The sequence below is a fragment of the Psychrobacter sp. genome (genome assembly GCF_036731945.1).
Classification (GTDB): domain Bacteria; phylum Pseudomonadota; class Gammaproteobacteria; order Pseudomonadales; family Moraxellaceae; genus Psychrobacter.
This window is the reverse complement of record NZ_DAINDI010000061.1, coordinates 12,508-17,982: the sequence shown is the minus strand read 5'-3', so window position 1 is coordinate 17,982 and position 5,475 is coordinate 12,508. Positions and strand designations below refer to the sequence as shown.

Genomic DNA, 5,475 nt, shown 5'->3' with positions numbered 1-5,475 from the left:
AGCAAAGCAGTTCCCTGAACACCGTATCAACATCATTGACACCCCAGGTCACGTTGACTTCACGATTGAAGTTGAGCGTTCTATGCGTGTTCTTGATGGCGCTTGTATGGTTTATTGCGCGGTAGGCGGGGTTCAGCCACAGTCTGAAACCGTATGGCGTCAAGCAAACAAATATAAAGTACCACGCTTAGCATTCATTAATAAAATGGACCGTGTTGGTGCTGATTTCTACCGTGTGGTAGAACAAATCAAAACTCGTCTAGGCGGCAAGCCAGTACCGTTGGTTATTCCAATTGGTAAAGAAGACGACTTTGAAGGCGTTGTGGATCTTGTGACCATGAAAGCTATCTATTGGGACGAAGCGTCTCAAGGGATGAAGTACGAAGAGCGCGAAATCCCAACTGAACTACAAGAAAAAGCGGAAGAGTACCGTGAGTATCTAGTAGAAAACGCTGCTGAAGCCTCAGAAGAACTCATGAATGAGTATCTTGAAAATGGCGAATTGACGGTAGAGCAGATCAACGACGCTATTCGTCAATTGACCATCAACAACGAAATCATTCCACTTCTTTGTGGTACTGCCTTTAAAAATAAAGGTGTACAAAAGATGTTGGACGCCGTTATTCAGTATCTACCTGCGCCAATGGACGTACCTGCTATCCGCGGTATCCTTGACGACAAAGACGAAACTGAAGGTACGCGTGAAGCCTCTGATGACGCGCCGTTCGCAGCACTAGCGTTCAAAATCATGAACGACAAGTTCGTTGGTAACTTAACCTTCGTTCGTGTGTATTCAGGTGTTCTAAAACAAGGTAGTAGCGTTTATAACCCTGTTAAGATGAAGCGCGAGCGTGTTGGCCGTATCGTTCAGATGATGGCAGATGCTCAGGTAGAGCTACAAGAAATCAGCACGGGTGATATTGCAGCCTTAGTTGGTATGAAAGACGTCACTACTGGTGATACGCTATGTGACGAAAACAACGTCATCACGCTAGAGCGTATGGAATTCCCAGATCCAGTTATCTCTCTAGCTGTTGAACCTAAGACCAAAGCTGACCAAGAAAAAATGTCTATCGCTTTGGGCCGTTTGGCAAAAGAAGATCCATCATTCCGCGTCCATACTGACGAAGAATCTGGTCAAACCATCATTAGTGGTATGGGTGAGCTGCATCTAGAGATTCTTGTTGACCGTATGAAGCGTGAGTTTAACGTTGAAGCAAACATCGGTGCGCCGCAGGTTGCTTATCGTGAAACTATTCGTAACGTGGTTGAGCAAGAAGGTAAATTCGTACGTCAGACTGGTGGTCGTGGTAAGTTCGGTCACGTTTGGTTACGTCTTGAGCCTATGGATCCAGCGGGCGATGTTCTATATGAATTCGCTGAAGAAGTTGTTGGTGGTACAGTACCAAAAGAATTCCACGGTGCAGTCGACAAAGGTATCCAAGAGCGCATGAAAAACGGCGTACTTGCAGGTTACCCAGTTGTGGGCGTTAAAGCGACCTTATATGATGGTTCTTACCATGATGTTGACTCGGATGAGTTATCATTTAAAATGGCTGGTTCTATCGCGTTCCGTAAAGGCTTCATGGCAGCAAACCCAACCCTACTTGAGCCAGTTATGAAAGTAGAAGTTGAAACGCCTGAAGATTATATGGGCGATATCATGGGCGACTTAAACCGCCGCCGTGGTATGGTTCAAGGTATGGAAGACTTACCTGGTGGCACTAAGCAGATTCGTGCAGAAGTACCATTAGCAGAAATGTTTGGTTACGCCACGCAAATGCGTTCAATGTCACAAGGTCGTGCAACCTATTCAATGGAATTCCAAAAGTACGCTGAGATTCCAAAATCAGTTGCAGAATCTATCATCTCTAAATTCAACTCTAAAGATGAAGACGAGTAAATATTACGTATTAATAGGACAATATTGAGTCAATCTTTCTATTGTCCGTAGAGATTGCGCCAATAATTGGTTAAAAGACTTGTTATTGGTCGCGATTTTCTTATAATATCTGCACATTGTATGTGCAACCTTTTAACAATTATCTTAATGTGGTCGGTATCCCTTAACTTGCGCATGTTTAGCAGTTAACTACTTGACCCCAAATAAAGAGGAAATACCCATGGCAAAGGCCAAGTTTGAACGCAGCAAGCCACACGTCAACGTCGGTACCATCGGACACGTTGACCACGGTAAAACAACCCTAACCGCCGCTATCGCAACCGTAGCAGCAAAAACCTCTGGTGGCGAAGCCAAAGACTACGCCGCTATCGATAGCGCACCAGAAGAAAAAGCACGTGGCATCACCATCAACACCTCACACGTAGAATATGACACCCCAACCCGTCACTACGCCCACGTTGATTGCCCAGGTCACGCCGACTACGTTAAAAACATGATCACCGGTGCAGCCCAAATGGACGGCGCTATTCTAGTTGTATCAGCAACAGACGGCCCAATGCCACAAACCCGTGAGCACATCCTGCTATCACGTCAGGTTGGCGTACCGTACATCATCGTCTTCATGAACAAATGTGACCTTGTTGACGACGAAGAACTACTAGAACTAGTAGAAATGGAAGTTCGTGAACTGCTTAACGACTACGACTTCCCAGGCGACGACACCCCAATCGTAAAAGGCAGTGCCACCCAAGCCCTAAAAGGCGACGAAGGCAAATACGGCGAACCAGCAGTCGTAGAACTACTAGGCATCCTAGACACCTACATCCCAGAGCCAGAGCGTGACGTTGACAAAGCATTCCTAATGCCAATCGAAGACGTCTTCTCAATCTCAGGCCGTGGTACCGTAGTAACCGGTCGTGTTGAATCAGGTATCGTCCGTGTTGGTGACGAGATCGAAATCGTCGGTATCCGTGACACCCAAAAAACCACCTGTACTGGTGTAGAGATGTTCCGCAAACTGCTAGACGAAGGTCGTGCAGGCGAAAACTGTGGCGTACTACTACGTGGTACCAAACGTGAAGACGTACAACGTGGCCAAGTACTAGCTAAGCCAGGTTCAATCACCCCGCACACCAAATTTGACGCCGAAGTATACGTACTGTCAAAAGAAGAGGGTGGTCGTCACACACCATTCCTAAACGGCTATCGTCCACAGTTCTACTTCCGTACCACTGACGTAACTGGCGCAATCCAATTACAAGACGGTACTGAAATGGTTATGCCTGGTGACAACGTTGAGATGGGCGTAGAGCTTATCCACCCAATCGCTATGGACAAAGGTCTACGCTTCGCAATTCGTGAAGGCGGCCGTACCGTAGGTGCTGGTGTTGTTGCTAACGTACTTAGCTAAGCATCAAAGCACTAACGCTATCAGAGTAATCTGTTACGTTAAGCAATAAGAAAAAGCCATCCTGATAAAGGGTGGCTTTTTTTGTGGGGTGTGAAGGTGAGAGTGCATGACTTGATGCATCTATATTACTTTTCACTCACTATAAGTTTAAAGGCTTTAAATTACACAGATTACTTCATATATAGTAGATACAGGATTAAAGATTTGCTTATAGATAGCTATAACCCTTATTATATAATGGCAGGATTTTAAAAATAAAAACACAATAACCTAAATCGGAGTAAATAATGATTACCCATGTCCCTGATGTAACTTTCAAAACTCGTGTTCGTGATGAATCTATCGGCGGAGACAATCCATTCAAATGGTATGACCTAACCACAGATGAGTTATTTGCCAATAAAAAAGTGGTGGTTTTCTCTCTACCAGGTGCTTTTACGCCAACGTGTTCGACCAGCCATCTACCTCGTTATGAAACGCTTTACGATGAATTTAAGGCTTTAGGTGTAGATGAAATCGTTTGTATTTCTGTTAATGATGCCTTTGTCATGTACCAATGGGGCCTAAAGCAAAACCGTGAAAACGTTTTCTTGCTTCCTGACGGCAATGGTGAGTTCACTCGTAAAATGGGCATGCTGGTTGATAAGAGCAATCTTGGCTTTGGTATGCGCTCATGGCGGTATTCGATGTATGTCGATAATAAAGAAATCAAAAAAGTGTTTAAAGAAGCGGGTTTTGATGACAACTGCCCAACAGATCCATTTGAAGTATCGGATGCAGACACCATGTTAGAATATCTGAAAAGTAATGCTTAATCACAATCCTTAAGTGCATTGACGTTTGACTGGTATCATCAGGCGTCGATAAATACTAGGGCGTGTCCTCATTTTAAAAATGGTGATAAAAATGAGATAAATTGCCGTCAAACGAGGAAAATAGCGCAAATAATATCGAGATATTAATCAGCTATTTGACGATGTTTGACAAAATTTAGCCATTTTTAGCCCATTTAGATACAAGCGCTTGAATTGAGGAGACGCCCTAGAATGCTGAAGCTCAAATACTGTCGAACTGCTTAATCCTTAAGTATAAGGGCTAAGCAGTTTTTTTATGTTTTCTACAAAAATTTTGGCAATATTAAAATAAATGCCTAAGATAGTGTTAAATGTGAGGCGCTAAAGCGGGTATTTATGACATAAATAATGTCATTTCTGAGTAATTATAAAAATGACGCTAACATAGCATTTATTGCATAAGAAAAATAAAGGGAGAAGCGGTGTTTATTATAAAGAAATTAGCAATCAATACCTCAGAGCGGCAACAAGCGCTTCAAGCCGTTGCAAATATCGAAGCGCTCGTACAGCCGCACGACGCATGGACTGAGCAGACGTTGGCTGAGATGCTCGCGCAAGATAGTATGCATATGCTCATAGTTTATAAAAAAGAAGATAAAGCCGATAATAATAAAGTCATTGGCTACTGCCTCTATCAAGTAATTTTTGAGCAAGCAGAGATATTACGTATCGGTACCCATCCTGATTATCAGCGTCAAGGTATTGCGTCGCAGCTTTTTGCTACATTAAATAATGAGTTAATAAATATTAAGGTAGAGAGCTTATTATTAGAAGTGCGCGCAGACAATGCGCCAGCGCTTGCTTTATATGAGCAGCAAGCGTTTACTGTGATTCATACACGTAAAAATTATTATCAACTACCACACCAACCTTCTGTCGATGCATTAATCATGCAACGAGTTTACGATTAGCAATTGGTTATTTATAAAAAGCTTAAATCATGCTTGGGGAGGTATTTTCTTTTTGCAGATTTCGATATTAGAGAGATAGTTTTTATCGGTTCTCATATGTTCGAGCACCTCGATGCGTTCAGCCAACATTTCTATCATCAGATTAATTGTCGTTTGCTGTTTTTTAACTTGCGCCAATTTTTGCTGCGTAAGACTTAGCTGCAAATCAATATCAAGTTGACCATCGTAATAATCATTTAAGCTGTCTTTGATTTCGGTTAATGTAAAACCAATGGCTTGAGCACTTTTGATCAGCTCGATACGCTCGACGCATTCGGGATGAAATTCGGTATAAAGCCGGGAGCCTGCTTGGCGTTTGCGAGATTTTAGTAGTCCCAATTGGTCGTAATGACGAAT

The 5,475-nt window shown here is 43.1% G+C and carries 5 protein-coding genes; 4 read left to right on the top strand and 1 reads right to left on the bottom strand.

Annotated elements, in window-relative coordinates:
- The 4 genes from fusA to rimI all read left to right on the top strand — a co-directional run.
- Nucleotides 1-1,903: elongation factor G (gene fusA / locus V7D75_RS11630; RefSeq protein WP_333614687.1), on the top strand; the 1,903-nt coding region annotated here is incomplete at its 5' end.
- A gap of 220 nt (nucleotides 1,904-2,123) precedes the next feature.
- On the top strand, nucleotides 2,124-3,314 hold the full coding sequence (gene tuf, locus V7D75_RS11625) for an elongation factor Tu (protein WP_333614686.1): 1,191 nt from the start codon (nucleotides 2,124-2,126) through the stop codon (nucleotides 3,312-3,314).
- A gap of 287 nt (nucleotides 3,315-3,601) precedes the next feature.
- Nucleotides 3,602-4,129 carry a peroxiredoxin gene (locus V7D75_RS11620; RefSeq protein ID WP_333614685.1) on the top strand — a complete coding sequence of 176 codons (528 nt, stop codon included), beginning with the start codon at nucleotides 3,602-3,604 and terminating at the stop codon, nucleotides 4,127-4,129.
- Between the two features lie 461 nt (nucleotides 4,130-4,590).
- Entirely contained in the window at nucleotides 4,591-5,079 is a 489-nt protein-coding gene (gene rimI / locus V7D75_RS11615) for a ribosomal protein S18-alanine N-acetyltransferase (protein ID WP_333614684.1), read from the top strand.
- Nucleotides 5,080-5,106: 27 nt separating this feature from the next.
- On the opposite strand, the gene V7D75_RS11610 is transcribed toward rimI, so the two are convergent.
- Nucleotides 5,107-5,475: MerR family transcriptional regulator (locus V7D75_RS11610; protein WP_333614683.1), on the bottom strand; the 369-nt coding region annotated here is incomplete at its 5' end.